The 17338-nt window shown below is 33.5% G+C and carries 11 protein-coding genes and 2 tRNA genes; 11 read left to right on the forward strand and 2 right to left on the reverse strand.

The window, feature by feature from the left end; genetic code table 11:
- Positions 1-37 precede the first annotated feature (37 nt).
- The 11 genes from gpG to E2558_RS02045 all read left to right on the forward strand — a co-directional run bounded on the left by gpG (position 38) and on the right by E2558_RS02045 (position 16630).
- Positions 38-400 carry a phage tail assembly chaperone G gene (gene gpG, locus E2558_RS01995; protein ID WP_103297487.1) on the forward strand — a complete coding sequence of 121 codons (363 nt, stop codon included), beginning with the start codon at positions 38-40 and terminating at the stop codon, positions 398-400.
- A gap of 20 nt (positions 401-420) precedes the next feature.
- Positions 421-603 (forward strand): phage tail assembly chaperone GT, encoded by a 183-nt coding sequence (gpGT, locus tag E2558_RS02000; protein WP_103297486.1) that lies wholly within the window; start codon positions 421-423, stop codon positions 601-603.
- 60 nt (positions 604-663) lie between these two features.
- Positions 664-7551 (forward strand): phage tail tape measure protein, encoded by a 6888-nt coding sequence (locus tag E2558_RS12315; RefSeq protein WP_168210211.1) that lies wholly within the window; start codon positions 664-666, stop codon positions 7549-7551.
- A gap of 2 nt (positions 7552-7553) precedes the next feature.
- Complete coding sequence (locus tag E2558_RS02010; protein ID WP_126565311.1) at positions 7554-8387, forward strand: phage tail domain-containing protein; 834 nt, start codon at positions 7554-7556, stop codon at positions 8385-8387.
- 14 nt (positions 8388-8401) lie between these two features.
- Positions 8402-10645, forward strand: a complete 2244-nt coding sequence (locus E2558_RS02015) for an SGNH/GDSL hydrolase family protein (RefSeq protein ID WP_126565312.1) — start codon at positions 8402-8404, stop codon at positions 10643-10645.
- Between the two features lie 268 nt (positions 10646-10913).
- Entirely contained in the window at positions 10914-12866 is a 1953-nt protein-coding gene (locus E2558_RS02020) for a phage tail protein (RefSeq protein WP_126565313.1), read from the forward strand.
- A 190-nt stretch (positions 12867-13056) separates the two neighbouring features.
- Positions 13057-13356, forward strand: a complete 300-nt coding sequence (locus E2558_RS02025; RefSeq protein ID WP_126565314.1) for a DUF2951 family protein — start codon at positions 13057-13059, stop codon at positions 13354-13356.
- A 130-nt stretch (positions 13357-13486) separates the two neighbouring features.
- Complete coding sequence (locus tag E2558_RS02030; protein WP_126565315.1) at positions 13487-13891, forward strand: phage holin; 405 nt, start codon at positions 13487-13489, stop codon at positions 13889-13891.
- Positions 13892-15322 carry an SH3 domain-containing protein gene (locus E2558_RS02035; protein ID WP_126565316.1) on the forward strand — a complete coding sequence of 477 codons (1431 nt, stop codon included), beginning with the start codon at positions 13892-13894 and terminating at the stop codon, positions 15320-15322.
- A gap of 163 nt (positions 15323-15485) precedes the next feature.
- A complete protein-coding gene (locus E2558_RS02040; RefSeq protein WP_107609818.1) occupies positions 15486-16127 on the forward strand; it encodes a DUF3800 domain-containing protein in 642 nt (213 codons plus the stop codon).
- A gap of 374 nt (positions 16128-16501) precedes the next feature.
- Positions 16502-16630 (forward strand): hypothetical protein, encoded by a 129-nt coding sequence (locus tag E2558_RS02045; protein WP_126565426.1) that lies wholly within the window; start codon positions 16502-16504, stop codon positions 16628-16630.
- Between the two features lie 486 nt (positions 16631-17116).
- Here the strand turns inward: E2558_RS02045 and E2558_RS02050 are convergent.
- Positions 17117-17205: transfer RNA gene (locus E2558_RS02050), tRNA-Ser, on the reverse strand.
- Between the two features lie 3 nt (positions 17206-17208).
- Positions 17209-17283 (reverse strand) — tRNA-Asn (locus E2558_RS02055).
- Between the last annotated feature and the right edge of the window lie 55 nt (positions 17284-17338).

Genomic DNA, 17338 nt, shown 5'->3' on the forward strand with positions numbered 1-17338 from the left:
CGTCCTTTTATTTCGAAATAAAAAGGAGTTTTTAGACATGTCAAACAAATTAAAAAGAAATTATATTCGATTAGTAGAAAATCCGAATGCAGAAGAAATTAAATTAGAAACTTATTTAACGCCACACTTCATCCCTTTAGATGTTTTATATGAAGCGGTCGATATTATGGCTGATTTAGAAAAAGCAGAAACAGGCGAAGTTGAAATGTCATTTAAAGAACAAATTGATAAATTAATTGATGTTGTAGTTAAAATTTATGGTAAACAATTTACTGCTAAAGACGTAAAAGAACGTTTACATGCACCTGATGCAATCGATACTTTAAGAAAACAAGTAGAATTTATTGCTAATGGCCAACAAGACGAAGAAACAAAAAAGTTTATTCAGAGCATCAGTTAAACCAAATCAAAGAAGAGGATATGACGTATAACGGAATGCAAAAGAATTTGGATAAAGTTGTTAAGCAAATGATAGAAAATGGTACACCTGCCGACCAAGTTCTAAAAATGCCGTTCTATTATATCCTACAAATATTAGATGAGCGTCATCTTAATACAGTTGAGACTGATGAAAGAGCAGACGCTTTATTTGCAGCGTTATAGCCTTAGTCAGTGTGCTAAGGCTTATTTTTTATATTCAAATTCAGAAAGGAGGGGCAATGAGTGGCTGAATCAAGATTTAAAGGTATGTCTATACTAATGAACATGCGTGATATTGGTGTAGATCGTACAATGAAACAAATGCGTAGTCAGTTTAAAACTTTAGATGCTGAAATGCGTCGTTCTACTAATAACTTCAAGCATTCTGAGAAAAGTATGCAATCTTTTCAAACAAGAACTAAAGAGCTAACTAAAGCTATTGATGTAACTGAAAACTCTATGAAAGATATTTCAAATCAATTGAAAAAAATGAGTTTAGAGGAACAACGAACAAGTGTTGAAGCCGAGAAATTACGACAAGAATACAGTAAGCAACATAGAGCATTGCAAATGTATGAGCGTCAGTTGAATTCTACACAACAAGAAATGAAACAGTTCGGTTCTACGTCTAAGCAAGCTATCTTTTCAATCGAGAAAATTAACAACGTTCTAGGAACTATGAAACGTCAACTAAATGTAGCGAATATGGCTTTTCAACAAAGTGGTAAATCAACAAATTCTTATAAAAATTATCTTAACCAATTAAATGGTGTTATACAAAAGCATCAAACCACTATTAGAGTGCTTGAAGGTCGGTATCAAAAAGTAGTTCGTGAACAAGGAGCTATGAGTAAAGAAGCGCTTGAGTTAAAAGAGAAAATTCTACAAGAAAAAAACTCACTTAAAACGTTAGATAACCAATATAAACAGACAACAGTTGAAGCTAAGCGCTTTGAGATGGAACAAAAAACTTTAACATCATCAATGACTGAGATAAGACAAAAAATTACTCAAGTTGCGCAATCTCTAAAAAATAGTATGACGCAATTCCGACTAAGTGGCCAAACTGCAGAAGCATACAAAGCTCATATTTCAGAGCTTAACAATAGTATGAAACAGCAGAAACTCATTGTTCAAAATTTATCTAGACAATATGACTTTGCTAAGCGTCAATATGGCGCAACAAGTACAGAAGCTCAAAAGCATCAAACGGAGTTACTTCAAGAAAAACAAAAGTTAAAAGAAGTCGAATCACAAGTCAAAAATACAACACATGAATATAAACGATTTGAAATGGAACAAAAGACATTAACAATGTCTATGTCGCAAATCAAAGAGAAAATGACTTCTGTTTCAAACTCTTTAAAACTTAGCTCTAATAATTTTAGATTAAGTGGCCAAAGTGCTAATGCTTATAAAACTCGTATCTCAGAATTAAATAGTAGCATGAAGCAACAACAATCCATCGTTCAAAGTCTATCTAGACAGTACGATTTTGCAAAAAGACAGTATGGTTCAACAAGTAAAGAAGCACAAGAGTTGAATCTAAAATTAAGTGAAGAGCGTATTAAACTTAAAGATCTAAACATTCAACTTAATCAAACAACTCAAGCACATAATCGTTTAGAGATGGAACAAAATCAAGGTGTTTCATCTATGTCTCAAATTAGAGCTAAGATGTCACAATTCAACGACACATTAGCATTGTCTAGAAGCAATCTTGCAAGAGCTGGAGAGAGTGTTAAAGCTTATAAAGCGCATTTAGATACGTTAGGCAATAACATTTCTAAACAAAGAACTGTTTTACGTGAGTTAAGCGCTCAATACAAGCATGTAGCTAATGCGCAAGGTGAAAATAGTCAGGAAGCAAGAGAATTATCTAATGCAATTACTCAACAAAAAATTAAGTTAAATGAGCTTGAAGGAGAACTGAATCAAACAGCGCAAAGCTACAAAAAATTAGCACAAGAGCAAAAACAAGCTCAATATCTAAGTACTAGTGGTTTTGGAAAAGGTGTTCAAGCAGTAAATAAATATAAAGATTCTGTTAATAACGTTGGTTCGACAATGCGCAATGTTGGCTCTAACATGGGGTTATACTTTACTATGCCCGTTGTGGCTGGTTTTGGTGCAGCTGTTAAAACAGGAGCAGACTTTGAACAACAAATGGCCAGAGTTGGCGCTATTGCAGGATCATCTAAAAATGATTTAAAAGCAATGAGTGACCAAGCAGTTGAATTAGGTGCTAAAACATCACTATCAGCTTCGGAAGTAGCGAAAGGCATGGAAGAATTAGCAGCGTTGGGTATGAATACTAACCAGATTATGAAAGCTATGCCTGGTGTTATTAGTGCGGCTGAAGCAAGTGGTTCAGATTTAGCAACAACAGCAACAATTATGGCTTCATCTTTAAACTCATTTAATTTAAAAGCTAGTGATTCAAGTCACGTAGCCGACTTGTTAGCTACTGCTGCAAATGACAGTGCAGCTGATGTTCAATACATGGGGGATGCATTAAAATATGCTGGTACACCTGCACATTCATTAGGTGTTACGTTAGAAGATACATCTGCAGCTATAGAAGTAATGAGTAATAGTGGTCTTGAAGGTAGTCAAGCAGGTACAGCATTGCGTGCATCATTTATTCGTTTAGCAAGTCCTACTAAAAAATCTAAAAAAGCTATGGATGAGTTAGGTTTATCCTTGACGGATTCAAAAGGTAAATTTGTTGGCATGCCTAAATTAATTGAAATGTTCCAGAATGGTTTAAAAGGCATGACCAAAGAACAAAAACTTGCATATGTAGCACAAATTGTTGGTACAGAAGCTGCAAGTGGTTTCTTAGCTTTAATTGATGCAGGTCCTGCAAAACTTAAAAAGTATAGTGACTCATTGAAAAACTCAAATGGTGCATCAAAAGAAGCGGCAGATAAGATGAAAGATAATTTAAAAGGGTCACTTGAACAATTAGGTGGTGCTTTTGAATCACTAGGTATTACAATTGGAACCGCTTTTGCACCAATGCTAAGAGGGCTTGCTAAGGCAGTAACCTTCTTAGTAGAGAAGTTCAACAACATGCCAACACCATTGATTGTTTTAACTACGATATTTGTTGGTTTAGGTGCTGCAATAGGACCTTTACTGGTACTAACCGGAATACTAGCGCACAGTATTGTTGGTATCTCAGAAGCAGTTAAAGTATTAACAGCTACAGAAGGTGGACAAGCATTCTTTACTAAATTCGGTGCGAATATTAAAGGAATTCTACCTAAAATAGGTGGGTTGATTACTAAGATACCTTTAATAGGTGGACTGATGACTGCATTAACAGGACCAATAGGGATAGCAGTTGCAGCTATTGCTGCAATAGGTGTAGCGTTTGTAGTTGCATATAAAAAATCAGAAACATTTAGAAATATTGTTAATTCTGTAATTAATCCTGTAAAAAACGCTTTTATAGGGTTATGGAATGTTATTAAACAATTTGGTGCTGGTATTAAAGCTGTATTTAGTAATGATACTGGTAAAGGATTAAACATCTTCAAAAAAATATTACCTGATGAAGCGGCTAAGCAATTCACGTCTACGTTATTAATGATACGTGGTGCTTATAATGATTTTATTAATTTTATAAAAACCACTTCAATGATAATTGGTGCTTTCTTCAAAACTTTTTGGAAACAAAATGGCGATACTATTATTGCAGCATTTACAGCTGTCAAAGTAGTAGTAGGAACAATACTGAGCACATTATTCAATAATATAATCAAACCTATTTTGTCAGGTATTAAAACTGCATTTTCAATAGTATTTGGCGGTATAAAACAAATTGTTATTAATATTTTCACAGCCATTAGACAAGTAGTCCAAGGTAATTTACTGTCTATACGTGGAATAATCAATATTTTTAAAGGCTTATTTACTGGCGACTTTTCTTTAATGTGGAAGGGAATTAAACAAGTTTTTAGTGGTGCACTTTTAACAATCAAAGGTATCTTACGTGCAACATTAGGCAACATGCTTATAATTATTCAAACACTAGGCAAACTGATGATTAATGCTTTCAAAATAACTTGGACAGTTATTAAAAATGTAGTGGTTGGTATTGTCCGAATTTTAGTAACAATAGTCAAAAGTTTATTTACTTTATTGAAAAATGCAGTTATTGGAATTTTTAATGGTATTAAAGCTATCTCTGTTGCTATTTGGAACGGAATGAAAAACGCTGTGATTGCAATTGTTCGTGGTTGGATTGCTTTAACACGAAATAATTTTTCGCTTTTAAAAGGATTTTTCTCTGCATTATGGAATGCGATAAAAGCAATTTCTATACGTGTTTGGAACGTAATAAAAAATTCAGTAATAGCAATTATACGAATTTTTGTTTCAACAATTAAGAGATCATTTACTGTTTTAAAAGCTTTCTTCACTTCTTTATGGAATGGAATAAAAACTGTAACTATCAGAGTATGGAATGCTATTAAAAATGGCGTTATTAATATTATTAAAGGTATGTATAACGGTATTCGAAAAATAATAGCTGGTTTGAAAGCCTTTATTACAAGAACTTGGACTGCTATTAAAAACACAACTGTAAAACTCGCTAAAGGTTTAAGCAATGGCGTTAAAAATGTATTTAATAGTTTGTCTAAAGTAACACGTAGTATCTTTAATAAGCTAAAAAACTTCATGTCTAACGTATGGCGTAACATAAAAAATACTACTGTCAAACTTGCTAAAGGTCTTTGGTCAGGAGTTAAAGGTGTATGGAATGCTCTATCACGATTTACACACCGTATATTCAATAAACTCAAGAACTTCATGAGTAGTGTTTGGCGTAATATTAAAAACACAACAGTAAGGTTAGCTAAGGCGCTATGGTCTGGTGTTAAAAATATATTCAATAGCTTATATAACGGAACTAGAAGAATTTTTAATAAACTTAAAAACTTTATGAGTAATATTTGGCGTAACATCAAGAATACTACAGTAAGATTAGCGAAATCTCTATGGAGTGGTGTTAAAGGTACTTGGAATAGTTTGTCTCGTGGCACTCGTAACATTTTTAATCGAGTGAAAAGTTTCATGTCCAATACTTGGCGTAGCATCAAGAATACAACAGTTAACATGGCTAAAGGTTTATGGAATAGTGTCAGAAATACATTCAATAATATGAATGGTGGACTTAAAAACATTATTGGAAAAATCAAAGGTCATATTACTGGAATGGTTACAGCAGTTAAAAAAGGTTTGAATAAACTAATAGGTGGAGTGAACTGGGTAGCTGGAAAAATCGGTATGGATAAAATACCAAAGATTAAACTTCACACTGGTACAGAGAGTACACACACTCAAAACTATGTGACTAACGGTAAATTAAACCGCGACACATTTGCTACTGTAGGCGATAAAGGTAAAGGTAATGGACCAGGTGGTTTCCGCCATGAGATGATACGCTACCCTAATGGTAAAACGGCGATCACACCTAATAGAGATACAACGGCATTCTTACCAAAAGGTTCAACAGTTTATAATGGCGCTCAAACGCATGCGATGTTAACACGACCACAATTTAGTATGGGTACAATACCTAAATTTGCTAAAGGGACTAAGAAAAAAGGTTTCTTTAGTAATGCAATAGATACAGTTAAAGATGTTGCTGGTAACTTTGGTCAAGGTGTGAAAAACACTGCTCATAGTGCTGCAAAAGTAGGTAAAGAAAAAATTGGCGATGTAGCAGAGGTAGCAAAAGATGCCGTTAGTGATGCAATTGCTTTTGGTAAAGATATATTTGAATATATTGATAATCCAATGGAATTAATCAATAAAGTTATTGATAAATTCGGTGTCAATTTTGATTTTCTTAAAGGCGCGGAATTGCCATACAAACTTATGCAAGCCATGTTTAAAAAACTGAAAAACGGTGTTAAAGATTTAGTTAAAGGATGGCTTGAAGAAATGGGTGGTGGCGACGGTGGCTACCTATTCGATTATCCTATTTGGCAACGTTTTGGTCGCTATACAGGCGGACTATCATTCAATGGTGGTAACCACTATGGTATTGACTTTGGTATGCCAACCGGTACACCTATCTATGCCGTAAAAGGCGGTGTAGCTGATAGGGTTTGGACTGATTTTGGTGGTGGTAATTCAGTTCAAGTTAAAACTGGTGCAAACGAGTGGAATTGGTACATGCATTTATCCAAACAAATTGCTAAACAGGGTCAAAAAATACGGTCAGGTCAACTGATTGGTAAATCCGGAGCTACTGGTAATTTTGTTCGTGGAGCGCACTTGCACTTCCAATTAATGCGTGGTAGTCATCCTGGTAATGATACAGCTATTGACCCAATGAATTGGCTTAAAAAATTAAAAGGTGGAGGCGGTTCTCCAAAAGCTGGAAGAAAATGGGCACCACAAATCAAACAAGCCTTACGAATGAATGGGTTACCTACAACTTCAGAATATGTAAATGCATGGGCTAGACAAATTGACAGTGAAAGTTCTGGTAACCCTAGAGCAGTACAAGGTGGCTATGTAGATGCAAACACAGGAGGAAACGAAGCCAAAGGTTTAGTACAAGTTGCAAAACGTACATTCCAGTCAATGAAGTTCCCTGGACATGGTAATGTATTTAACCCGTTAGATAACTTACTAGCTGGTATCCATTGGGCTAAGTACAAATACGGTAAAAATATGTTGAGTGTTATCGGTCATGGTCATGGTTACGCCACAGGTGGATTAATCAAATCAGCTGGTTGGTACAACATTGCAGAAGGTGGATATCCGGAATGGGTAATTCCTACCGATCCTGCTAGACGTAGTGACGCTATGAAGATGTTAGCACTTGCAGCACAAGATATAGATAAGAAAAGTAGCACTAGAGGAAATAAACGACCTAATAACTTAAAATCACCAAATAATCTTTATTCAAGTAATAATGATGAATTATTACTACAAATGATTGAACAACAACAACAACAGATTAACTTGCTCATGGAGATAGCACGTAGCAATCGCGGAATAGAACAAAAAGATACAAATGTATATTTAAATCCACGTGAACTTAATAAAAGTAATAATGAACAAGAAGCATTGAATATGAAAACTAAATTGATGGGAGGTAGGTAGTTTTGCCATTTACACTTTTTAATCCAAATATGAATAAAATTTATTATCCAGTTGGCGTTGTGCCACTGGATTTTTTGTATTCAAGTATAGGTAAAGAAAGATATTCTTCAAATAGAGAAGGCAAGCCTGGAAATATAGACTACGGCTTCGATTATAAAGATAGAGAGTTAACATTATCTTTCTTTTTAAAACATTTATATGGAGATCATGACGAGAAACTACTTAGAAGTGAGTTATATGGTTTACTAGATAGTTATCCTTACTTTTATGTCAGTGATGATAAATTACCAACTCGTATGCTAAAAATAGTAATTAATGATTCATTCATGCCAGATCGTATAAACCTAAGTCCTTTTTCTAATTTAGAAGTTAAAGCTGAAATTACAGGTCATCCTTTCTTTATGAGTACCTACACGACACAAGAAATTGAACAATACGGATATACAGCAATAGTAGATAAATTTGGTTTAGCTGATAGGATTAATATGGATTTACCAAATTATTCCTTTACTACCACTTCTTTTTCAGTATGGAATGGAGGCAACGTATGGATAGATTATAGGAATATGGATTTAAAAATCACAGTTAAAAATTTAAAGACAAACGGTAATTTTCAAATTCAAAACCTTACTACACAAGATACATTTATTTATAACGAAAAAATAGATGGTAAGGATTTAGTGTTAAATGGTCCTTTAATTTATGTAGGTGATAACAATATGTTAAGAAAAACTAATCGACAATTTATTAGACTAGGACCCACAAAAAATGACTTCAAAATCATTAATGGAACATTTGATAGTATCGATTTTGATTTTAGATATCATTTCAAATAAAGGAGAACGATAAAATGGGAAGAAAAGTTATAAATCCTTTATGGAATAGAGATAATTTATTAGATTTAAATAATAACTTTGAAGAATTATATTCTCAAATGAAAGAAGTAAGTAAAATATCTGCAACGATTGCTGCAGATAATAAACTATCACCTGAACAATTCAAAGATTTACAAATTACGTTAAATGGATTGTTAAAAAAAGGTGAGTTATCAGTTAATGATATTAACTATAACTTAGGGAAAATAGGTTTAAACGAATTAAGTGATGAAGTTATTAAAGCTATGTCAGGTGATGCAAAAGTTAATGCCGTCGTAGCAGATAACTCAATCACTACACCTAAGTTAAATAGTGAAGCTGTTTCAACTGAAAAAACAGCTTTCATTAAAACAGGTAAAAATATTTTTAGATTACAAGAAGTAATTCAAAATAAAATTGTCAGTTATACGACAGGTGAAGTAAGTGACGCTCAATCTTTCGCTACAAGTCAATTTGAGCCGATTTTTCCTAACACAGTTTATACACAGAGCGCACCTGAAGTTATTGCGTTCTATGATATAAATAAAAAATTCATTAGTGGATTAAAAAAGGATAGTGCTTCAGCACCTAGAACCTTTACAACACCTGAAAATGCGTTTTATATACGTACATCTGCAACAACACCAACATCTATCCAAACATATCAAATTGAACCTGGAAATCAATCTACATCATATGAAGATTATTACAGATACATTGATTATTTAAAAACAGATATAAAAAATGGGTCTATTAACTCAGAACAGTTAAAAGAAGGCTCAATTACCTTAGATAAATTAAGTTTTATCAATACTTCTCCAAATAAATTCGATAAGTCGACTGCACAAAAAGGTTATTACATTCAACCTACGACAGGTGTATTGTTTACAAATGTAACCTACTATGCAAGTGATTTTATCAATATCAAAGGTGCATCAAAAATCAGTAAAACCAATAATCAAAACTTATATGCATTTTATGATAAAAATAAAAATTATATTTCAAATAAAGCTGAATCTAGCCAAACTGTGAGTGTTCCTAAAGATGCCGTTTATATTAAGATTTCAGGTAAAGTAGCCGATTTAGATAAAGATATGCTTGTTTTAGATGAAGAACTTCCTTCCAGCTATGTGCCATATGCAGCTTTTATACCTAATAAATTTTTAGGTGGTAATGACAATGAGAGTGTGGTAGATAATTACGGTAAACAATTCATGAAAACTTACACATCAGATATAAGTAAGCAATTAAATGCATCTTATAATGGTAAAGCTGAAATCGCATTTTTAGGCGATAGTTGGATACAGGGCGGAGAGTTTAAAGCGGGTGACCGATTAACATTACCTTTAAGAGAAAGATTAACTAAAACTTATGAAGATGGTGGCATAGGTTTTGTAGGGTTAGCGAATAATCACTTAGGTAATGGACCTTTGAGTGTTACTTTAAACGGTAACTGGACGGAATATGATGCGCATATGGATATTGGACCACAAGCAAAAGGTTTAGACACGGCTATGGTGGAAAGTTCAACTGCAGGCGATAGTATTAAAGTTCAATTTTATGAAGAATTAGACTTCTACGAAGTACACACATTAAACAATGGTACATGGCGCTATAATATTGATGGTGGCGAATGGAAAACTGTAGACGCATCAAAACAAGAAGTTACGCCAATCAATATGACTTTAGGCAAACATACAATTAATATTGAGATTGTAAATGGTAAAGTTACTTTTATAGGATCATATGCATATAAAGGTAAAAGAGGCATTGTTATTCATAAAATTGGTAATGGTGGTTTAAAAGGTAGCCACATGACAGCGACAGATAGAGATAACTATATTAAGCAAATTAAACGTTGTCGTGCAAATACATTTGGTATTTTGTTAGGTACAAATGATATGTCAGCTAATGTACCTATTGAAGATTACAAAAAAGATTTGAAAGAAATCATCTCGCGTATTAAAACTGCCAAGCCTTTAGCTAGTATCTTTTTAGTTGCGCCAAGTGGTAACCAATACGATGGTAATAAACTTCACACTATGGAAGATTATAGTAATGCACAATTACAACTGGCAAAAGAATTAAACATAGCACACGTGAGTTTATATAGAAATTTAGGCGATTTTAACACAACAAAATCGAATGGCTTAATGTATAAAGATGGTGTACATCCAAATGAAAATGGTGGTTTTGCTATCTCTAACGTAGTTTACGATAGATTGTTAAGATTATTTTAAAACGGAGGAAACAAACATGATACAAAAAACTTTTAATGTTAGAAAAATATTAGAACTGAAGAAATAACTAAATTTAAATATTTCTTAAATAGCTGTGATTATGGTATTCAAGAAATAAACATTGAAAAAAAAGATCGAGAAACTTATGACCTGATGATTATTACATTAGAAGATAAATTAAGAGCAAACGATTTAGTTGTACATGTTATGGCTGAATTTAATCCAGAAGGTTAGCTTCGGCTAGCCTTTTTATTTTGGAGGTGAAAGCTTGCTATTCATTAGAGATTTAAAAGGTGATGAGTATTTAGTAGAGGGTAATGTCAAACACGAACGTGAAATCAATGGTGATGAACGTATAGATGTTGAACTTGAATACACTGATGTAAATGCCCACTTTATGAAGAAGAATGATGATTTAAAGATGTGGATGCTCATATTTGAAGAAAAAGAGTACAGAATTATTACGTCAACTATGAGTGGTAAAGGTGATAAATACGTCATTAATGTTACTGCTATTTTATATATGCTTGATTGGTTAAATTCTAACCGCAGAGAAGAAAAGTTGGGTGGAAGATATAATATAACTTCAGCTTTAAAATTAGTGTTTGATGGCTCGCCTTTTTCTTTCTATGTAATGGATGTGCCTGGTACTGAACAATTTGAAGGTTTAGGCGAGGGGCAAACACGTTTAGAAATGCTTAAAAAGTTTATAGAACGTTTTGAATATGAGATATCTATTCAAGGCAAAACTATGTACTTTCAAAAACAAATCGGTGTAGATACAAACTTTCAATACCAACATAAAGTTAACGCTACTGAAATCAGTGTTGAAACAGATGCATCTGAATTGTATACCTATATCGAAGGTTATGGTGATTATGAAGATGAAAGTGGTGAAGAAGGAGCAGATGATGATAGTGTTGACATCACTAAAACAGCTAAGTTAAGACCTGGTAAAATGGAAAACAATCCGTATATACACCCTATTGAAAAAATCATAGGTCATCGCAGAACAGCGCCAGCTATAAGAGATGGTAGGGTTAAAAAAACTGATACATTACTAAAGAAAATGAAAGCTGTTATTGATAACAGTCTGAATATCTCATTTACTGCTAATTTAAACGACTTAGCTTATCAAGGTTATAAATACAGACATGCCAAATTAGGTGATCGTGTTTTCTTAGTAGACGAAAGAATAGGTTTAGATATTGAACTAAGAGTTATAAAAATTGAAACAAATTATAATCAAAATTATCAATTAACTGACATTCAAATTACTTTTGGAAATAAAAACATGGCAGATATTTACGGTTCATCATTTAACTCTGCAATTTCCACAATCAATGATGTTATTAAAGGTAAAAAACAACTTCCTGATACGGCTATGAGTGCTAGCAGTAAAGCAATGGCTAAAAGAATACAGGGTGTGACATCTGAATTAACACTTAATAAGAGTGGTATCCACGCCATAAATAAGTCTGATTCTAAAAAGATTGTAACATTGAGTAGTGTAGGCGTAATGCTATCATCTGACGGCGGAAAAAGTAAAATACAAGCAATTACTGGTGATGGTATTAATGCAAGTGCAATCACTCATGGCGAATTAGATGCAGGGAGAGTAAAAGGTGGAAAGCTAGTATCTAATAACAATGAGTATCAACTCGATTTAAATACATCACAACAAAACTTGTTTGGCGATGCCTCAATTCGTTTTAACTCAAAAGACAATCAAATTGTGAGAAGTAATACCTTTAATAGTTATTCAGGTGGTTTGAGTATTGATGCAGTAGAAAATGCTGAAACAATGCTTGCTTATTTTGGTACTTCATCAGGTAACAAAGTAGATCGCTTAAATGATTTTACAGGAATTTGCGTTAATAGTGATACAAAAGAAGTATCACTTATAAGCAATAATGTAAGTATTGGTAATTCCGAAGAAACACCTATGTGGCAATTTGAAGATAATACCTTATTTGGTAATAATGAGGCAAGTCTAGGACGTGAAGCTAATCCTTTTACATCGCTTTTAGTTAAAAATATAGGTAGCGATACGCAACCTGTAGAGAAAATCAATCAATTAGAGTTCAAAACAATTAATAATTTTCCTACTATCTTATACGGTAATAAAGGCATTCAGTTTAAAGGTGATGAAGGTATTTTTATTGTAGATGCAGAAGGTAATACGATTAATGATACGTTATCACCTAAAGAGGAGGAATAGCTTATCAATTACACTGAACAAGCATTACTTAATAAAATGAATTATGAGATTGCTCGCAATATTGAACTTGAAGCTAAGAACATTGAACTTACACATCAGTTAAGAGAATTACAAGAAAAATTAAATAGTTGTAAACAGCCATAGCCAGTGAAGGTTATGGCTTAATTTATGTGAAAAAGGAGCTGGCACTATGGAAGATAAAAGCCAAAGACACGACTACGAAAGCAGAATTAAACGCTTAGAGGATAATGACGAAAAAATATTCGCGTCTTTGGAAAAAATTAGAGATGGGCAACATAATCAAGATTTAGTTAATCAAAAAATGAACTTTACACTTGACGCTATCAATCGTGAGCGTGAAATTGAAACACAAAATAAAAAGGAAAATCAAAAAAATATTAAAGAATTAAAAATGTGGGTGCTTGGTTTAATTGGTGCGATAGGCACATCACTCGTTGTAGCTGTTCTGCGCATGTTCTTTGGTATTTGAGGGAGGTGAGTACCATGTTCAAATTCGTATTTGGCGCAAGTTTCTGGCCATGTTTTTGGTTTGGTAAATGTAAATAGTTATTAGGAAGGTCGGCACTTATGTGTCGGCTTTTTAATTTGGAGGTTTAGATATGAATTGGAAATTGCGATTTAAAAATAAAGCAGTATTAACTGGTTTAGTAGGTGCAGTGTTATTATTTATTAAACAGGTAACTGAACTTTTCGGTTTAGATTTATCCGCTCAATTAGAACAAATCAGTGGCTTAGTAGGTGCAATTCTAACATTATTAGCAGGTTTAGGCGTAATCGTTGACCCTACCAGCAAAGGTGTCAAAGATAGTGGCATTGCACAAACGTATAGTAAACCTAGAGATAGTAAAAACCCTGATGAGTTTGTAGAGTGGCAAGCACAAAATAATGGACTAACGCCAGAATTAAACGAAAAGGAACCAGAAATTTATGATACTTCCCAACCTTTTAGCGACGATACAGATGAAGTTATGTGGGATGTAGCAGAACATGAGGAGGTTAAATAAATGGTTGCATATTTAACTGAAAAAGAGGCGATAGCTTTTATCTTAACGTTAGAAGGTAAAGGGTGGGACTTTGACCTCAGCTACGGCTGGCAATGCTTTGATGAAGCTAATGTATACTGGGGTAAATTATTTGGACATGGTTTAAAAGGTGTAGGTGCAGCAGACATACCAAGTGCAAATGACTTTACTGGAGAGGCGACCGTATATCAAAACACACCAGAATTTAAAGCCAAACCAGGTGACGTAGTTGTATTTAGTAGAAAATACGGTGGTGGTTATGGTCATGTTGCTATTGTTTTAAACGGCAATTATGACGGTAATTACAATCAATTTCTATCACTTGATCAAAATTGGTATGGTGGTGGTTTAAATAAAACAGAAGTAGCGCAAAGAATTGTGCATAATTACGACTTTCCTATGTGGTTTATACGCCCTAAATTTAAAAAAGAGGGACAAACACGTTCAATGCAATCTGTAACAAAAAATAGTACAAAAACTAAAAAAACGACACGTAAAGCAAAAAAACTAAACTACATTAAAGATTATGTGAAAGGATATAATTTACCTAAACGTGGTTACAAACCTAAAGGTATTGTTATCCATAATGACGCGGGTAGTAAAGGTGCTACGGCAGAGGCTTACAGAAACGGTTTAGTGAATGCGCCACTATCAAGATTAGAGGCAGGTATCGCACACAGTTATATTAGTGGCAATACAGTTTGGCAGGCGTTAGATGAAAGTCAGGTAGGTTGGCACACAGCTAATCAATACGGTAATAAAAATTATTATGGTGTGGAAGTTTGCCAATCAATTGGCGCAGATAATAAAACATTCTTGCAAAATGAACAAGCTACGTTCCAAGAATGTGCTAGATTGTTGAAAAAATGGGGTTTAAAAGCTAATAGAAATACTATTAGACTGCACAATGAATTTACATCTACAAGTTGCCCACATAGAAGTAGTGAATTGCATACAGGCTTTAACCCTGTTACGCAGGGGTTATTACCAAAAGATAAACAAATTAAATTGAAAGATTACTTTATTAAACAGATTAGAGCGTATATGAATGGTGATATTCCTGTTGCGACTTTAATGAAAGGATCTAAAGCATCAAGCAATACAGTATCAACTGTTGCAGGTGCGTGGAAACGTAATAGCTACGGTACATGGTACATGAGCGAAAAAGCAAGATTTACAAACGGTAGCGAACCTATTGCAGTTAGAACAGTTGGACCATTCAGAAGTTGCCCACACGCTTATGATTTTCAACCGGGTGGCTATTGTGATTATGACGAAGTAATGTTGCAAGACGAACACGTTTGGGTTGGTTATGATTGGAAAGGTCAACGCTATTATTTACCAATTAGAAAATGGAATGGCGTAGTACCACCTAACCAAAGTGTTGGTGAGTTATGGGGAACAATTAATTAAATTTATCGAAAGCAATAACCTTGATAAAGTTTATACATGTTAGTATATTATATTCAGACGACATTTCACTATTAGTTCGTAAAGGGATAAGCATAACGGTGCTTGTCCCTGTTTTTTTGTGTTATAATATTATAAATTTCATTCGTATTTGGAGAAAAATTATATGGATATAAAAATTGTATTAGACGAATCTGGAAACTTTGGCAAGGACGGGGATTATATTGTTGTTGGAGGTTTGCAAGTATCTAACGGGAAATCGATTCAAAATTTTATGAAGAAGCAAGAATTAAAGTTTCAGAAAATGTATCCGGGAGATTTTGCAGAAAAAGAGATTAAACATAATAATTCCTATCCTGCAATGAAGCATCATTATATCAACAAAATAGTGGAGAAATCTGATAAAATTCATTATTGCGTCTCAAATAAGCGTAATTGTGATCAGAAAATGTTAGATGATGAAAATATTTTGTATAATTATATGGTGTTTAGAATCGTTAAGCGGGTAATCATGCAGAACCCTAGTTTACAAAAGTTATCCTTACTATTAGACGAAAGAACAACCAAAATAACAAGACGAGATAGTTTAGTTGATTATCTAAAAGGTAAAATTTATTTTGATTTAGAAAGACCAGATGTAGAATTAATGGTGTATATGGAAGATAGTGAAAATTCTCGATTAATTCAGGCTGCTGATTTCATTGCTGGTTGTGTGCATCATTACTATACACATAATAATAATTTATGCTATAATTTAATTAAATCAAAACTTGACTGTAAATATCATTATCCTTATAATAATTTCTAGTGCACACGTAAACCTGTGTATTTCGTGCTCAACTTTTAGAAGCATAAAGGCGTTTTAACCGTCCTCGAATACATAGTAGTGTGCACTCTTTTTTGTTTTTTATAACATTAATTCCGGTAATCATACTGATTAGTATTATTAGACGTTTAGTAACCGTATCTTAATAGGTGCGGTTATTTTTTTATGCCTAAAAATAACACGGAAGATATTGATTTAAATAAAAAAGCGTTATCTGAAAACATAGGTGTGGATTCAGATAACGCATAGAAAATTAAATAATTATAGAAAAGGTGATTTTCTTGTTCAACATAAATATAAAGATGAACTCCAAAAGTGAGTATATCAAAATATTTATATAAAGGGAATCGAAAAAAATCAGAAATTCAATAAAAACACTTCTAGAACATCCAGTATTGGCAGTACTGATAGTTCCGGAAGTGTTAAAACAACTTAGGAAATGGCATCTCGGTTACCTAGATCGAAAACCAAATAACAAAGGATGATTTTTTCGGAGCCTTAGGGGGGAGCTCCTTATTCTGAAGTATATAACAAATTATGTTGGTTTTCAATTATGACAGTGCAAATGTATTTATCGATTATAAAAATAGCGCTATCTGAAAACTTTAGAGAGATCAGATAACGCCGGAAATTAATGTTGCAGAAAGGAGTTGTATATTTTCATCTATAGTATTATCGATGAACTAAATATAACGATAACAGATAATATCCAGAAAAGAAATAAAAAAGTTCAATAATTTCCAATCTACTTCAGAGATACTAAAAAGTAAAAAAAACGAAATGTCTCTAACCTTAGAGCGACAAGCGATTGAAGAGACAAACCGACAACAAAACCGACAACATTGAGCAATATTCAGTAAGTTGTCGACTTCGTTGTCGGCTTAGATTTAAAACTATTTTAAACTATATAAAGAAAACCCCGTAATAACGGGGTTTTTAATGACTATTTGATACTATTTAAAGGTAACAAACGGAAACGGAGGGATTCGAACCCTCGCGCCGCTCTCGCGACCTACACCCTTAGCAGGGGCGCCTCTTCAGCCAACTTGAGTACGTTTCCATATGGCTCCGCAGGTAGGATTCGAACCTACGACCGATCGGTTAACAGCCGATAGCTCTACCACTGAGCTACTGCGGAATAATGAAATTTTTAACTCATCTCTCTAATGAGCACAAATATCATTATATCAATA

The organism is Staphylococcus pragensis, from assembly GCF_004785665.1.
GTDB classification, from domain to species: Bacteria; Bacillota; Bacilli; order Staphylococcales; family Staphylococcaceae; genus Staphylococcus; species Staphylococcus pragensis.

Excerpts from the sequence above, each read along its gene's own strand:
- gpG (WP_103297487.1), top strand. The coding sequence starts at position 38 with ATGTCAAACAAATTAAAAAGAAATTATATTCGATTAGTAGAAAATCCG.
- gpGT (WP_103297486.1), top strand. The coding sequence starts at position 421 with ATGACGTATAACGGAATGCAAAAGAATTTGGATAAAGTTGTTAAGCAA.
- E2558_RS02015 (WP_126565312.1), top strand. The coding sequence starts at position 8,402 with ATGGGAAGAAAAGTTATAAATCCTTTATGGAATAGAGATAATTTATTA.
- E2558_RS02025 (WP_126565314.1), top strand. The coding sequence starts at position 13,057 with ATGGAAGATAAAAGCCAAAGACACGACTACGAAAGCAGAATTAAACGC.
- E2558_RS02030 (WP_126565315.1), top strand. The coding sequence starts at position 13,487 with ATGAATTGGAAATTGCGATTTAAAAATAAAGCAGTATTAACTGGTTTA.
- E2558_RS02035 (WP_126565316.1), top strand. The coding sequence starts at position 13,892 with ATGGTTGCATATTTAACTGAAAAAGAGGCGATAGCTTTTATCTTAACG.
- E2558_RS02040 (WP_107609818.1), top strand. The coding sequence starts at position 15,486 with ATGGATATAAAAATTGTATTAGACGAATCTGGAAACTTTGGCAAGGAC.